The following is a 2599-nucleotide window of genomic DNA, read 5'->3' on the forward strand; positions in this document are numbered from 1 at the left end:
TTCATCTGGACCAAGAGCGCTCGCGACATCCTACAGAAGGTCATTCGTGCCAACCGCCGCTTAAGTTCCAAACAGAATGGAACATTGCACTAGCCCTTGCGGCCCGAGCCAGGTGGCTTCAGGATTCGGAAATCGTAAGCGTGCGACGTGAAGTCGCGCCAGCTATTACCCCTTGTAGGTCTCAATCAGCGAATACAGATTGGCGTTGCACCCCAAGTCTTGGATCGTATTCGCGTTTGACGCCAAACTTTCGTCAGGCCGCAAACAGATGGCCCAAACACGCGCTAATCTCAAAAGCCGTGAGATTTCAAGCGAGCAGCCTGCGTCGAGCCCCGCGGACTCTTCGACCCCTTTGTCGCCTCGGTCGAGTATTGAACGTCGTCCGCAACTGCTCCGTACCTTTACAGAAATCAGGAGTCGAAAAATGGGGTGTTGCATCTCCCGCCCGAGCGTACAGCATGATACCCACCACAGCTATGGATACACGCAAGATGCGGAGTCCACAGCGGCCGAGTCCCGCCAATCAAGTCCGGGATCTGAAAGCCAATGGCAGCAGTTTCCGAAATCGCCCCGCCGTGCTGCAAGCGGAAGCACATCGTGGCCTTCCCCCTCCGTACGCGTGACCGAGAAACTCCAGCTGCTTACGCAGGCCCTGCAACGCGCGAGGCGAGCTGAGATTTCGCCTGCTTTGGTGCAGTATGGTCAGCATATCGCGAACGACTTGGCGAACAACGTGCAGCCAAACGAAGACACTCTGTCACTTGATATCGACAATTTTCCTCGTTTGGCTGGTGGCTATAACAGCCGCTATCCCGGCCTCAACCTCAGCCATATGGACTCACCTGCCGCGTTTCTCAACGCGTTGGCCGATTGCTCATCGGACATCTCATGGCGAGCGGTCGTCCGGCTTGAAGATGGGGGAAAGCATCACTTCGTCGCTGACGTTCGAACGCGCGCCGGAGAACCTCCCAGCGTAATCGTAATGGAAGCCGCCAGCCTTTACACTTTCGTGACCGCTTATACGAACCTTCGCCGACAGTCGTTGCAGAGGCTCGGACCAGAGCCGAAATGGGCGTTCATCGGTGTAGGTGCTCAGAAATCCGAAGCAGACTGCGTGATGTTCGGTATGAATTTCGCGTTGGCAGCTCACCACCGGTCATCCACGTTTGACGACTGGCATGAGAACTTGCATCAGCACGGAACAATTGCCGATAAAGGGAATGACTCCGGCCAATTCATGCCATCGCCCGACGCAATGCTGGAGTTTGCGCAGATCAACCTGTTCCACGGCGAACAGTTCCTGCCAGCGCTTTTTTATAAGCACTCACACTCAAAAGGCGTAGTCGACGAGGTGGCGGATCACCAGTCGGGCATCAAAGACAAAGATATGAGTTCAAGCAGGCGTGCCCAAAAATCGGAGTCGTTAAGCGAGCGTCTTGACGCATTTGCGGTTCACAGAGAAGGAAAAAAGCCGTACAGCGCCTCTATTGAGACATCGCGAGCAACTAAGATTCGTACGGCGCTGGACAAGATGTTATATGACTGATGCCAACGCATGCTATAGCGCCTCGGGCGTCGCACTGAAGGGGGTGCATCAGACAGTCGAGGATGGTGGTGGCCAGGTGTTGTCGCCGAGGTATCGCCCCCAGTCCTGCACGACGCGGTTGGATGTGACGATGATGCTGCGACGCAATTTGTAGCGCTGGTGGACCAACGTCCGCAGCAGTTCGGCGGCGGCATCCGGGATGCGTTTTGCCAGGAACAAGTCGTCGAGCACAACCAGTTCCGGTTCGAGCAGCATCTTGAGCAAGCGGTCCTGATCGGCGCGCGTGTCTACGGCGTAGCCAGCGTACACCGTCTCCGATTCGACGTAACGTACATATCCCGAAACCAAACAGGTAGATACGATCGACGAGTATTTTGGCCAGAAGATCGTCGATCCCTATCGCTGGCTGGAGAACGATATTCGGCGCGATCCGGATATTCGCGCCTGGGTCGATGGGCAGAACGCCATCTCCGCCCCTTATCTGGCTGGATTCGCGGGACGAGACATATACCACAAGCGCCTGACTGCGCTGTTTGACTACGAGCGACTGACCATGCCGGAGAAGCGGGGCGGGCGATACTTCTTCACGCGCAGTTCCGGGCTCGACAACCAGACCGTCCTCTTCTTCCGCGAGGGCGTGAGCGGCGCGGATCGCGTCATCATCGATCCGAACAAGTGGTCGGAGGATGGCGCCACAGCTCTGGCGGAATGGGCGCCGTCTGAAAACGGAGCGCACATTGCCTACGCCATTCAGGAATGGGGGCACGGACTGGCGCATGATCCGCATCCTCGACATCGGCAGCGGCGAAATTCTCGACGACGAGATCAAATGGGCCCGCTTCACCAACATCGCCTGGGCGAAGGACGACTCGGGCTTCTTCTACTCGTGCGACCCCGAGCCAGAGAAGGACGCCGAATTAGTGGCGCCTGCTTTGGGACACGCGGTCTATTTCCACAAGCTAGTGTAGCGTTCTGTTCTTGATGGAACTTATATGAATTCGGCGTCTCCAATGCCCACACTGCGACACAGCGTGGAGAGAGTGAGTGCGAGTT

The 2599-nt window shown here is 56.8% G+C and carries 2 protein-coding genes and 2 pseudogenes; 3 read left to right on the plus strand and 1 reads right to left on the minus strand.

Annotated elements, in window-relative coordinates; translation table 11 throughout:
• The first annotated feature begins 619 nt into the window (after nt 1–619).
• Nucleotides 620–1546, plus strand: coding sequence for a YopJ family acetyltransferase (locus A3A5_RS38785; protein ID WP_018311796.1), 927 nt, complete (start codon nt 620–622; stop codon nt 1544–1546).
• A gap of 43 nt (nt 1547–1589) precedes the next feature.
• Here the strand turns inward: A3A5_RS38785 and A3A5_RS38790 are convergent.
• Nucleotides 1590–1879: pseudogene (locus A3A5_RS38790) on the minus strand (ATP-binding protein); the annotation flags it as partial.
• 52 nt (nt 1880–1931) lie between these two features.
• Here A3A5_RS38790 and A3A5_RS45400 point away from each other — a divergent pair.
• Together A3A5_RS45400 and A3A5_RS45405 are read left to right on the plus strand one after the other, a co-directional pair.
• Nucleotides 1932–2240, plus strand: a pseudogene (locus tag A3A5_RS45400) (S9 family peptidase); the annotation flags it as partial.
• A gap of 82 nt (nt 2241–2322) precedes the next feature.
• Nucleotides 2323–2514 carry a hypothetical protein gene (locus tag A3A5_RS45405; protein WP_018311797.1) on the plus strand — a complete coding sequence of 64 codons (192 nt, stop codon included), beginning with the start codon at nt 2323–2325 and terminating at the stop codon, nt 2512–2514.
• Nucleotides 2515–2599 lie beyond the last annotated feature (85 nt).

It is taken from the genome of Cupriavidus sp. UYPR2.512 (genome assembly GCF_000379565.1).
Taxonomy (GTDB): Bacteria; Pseudomonadota; Gammaproteobacteria; order Burkholderiales; family Burkholderiaceae; genus Cupriavidus.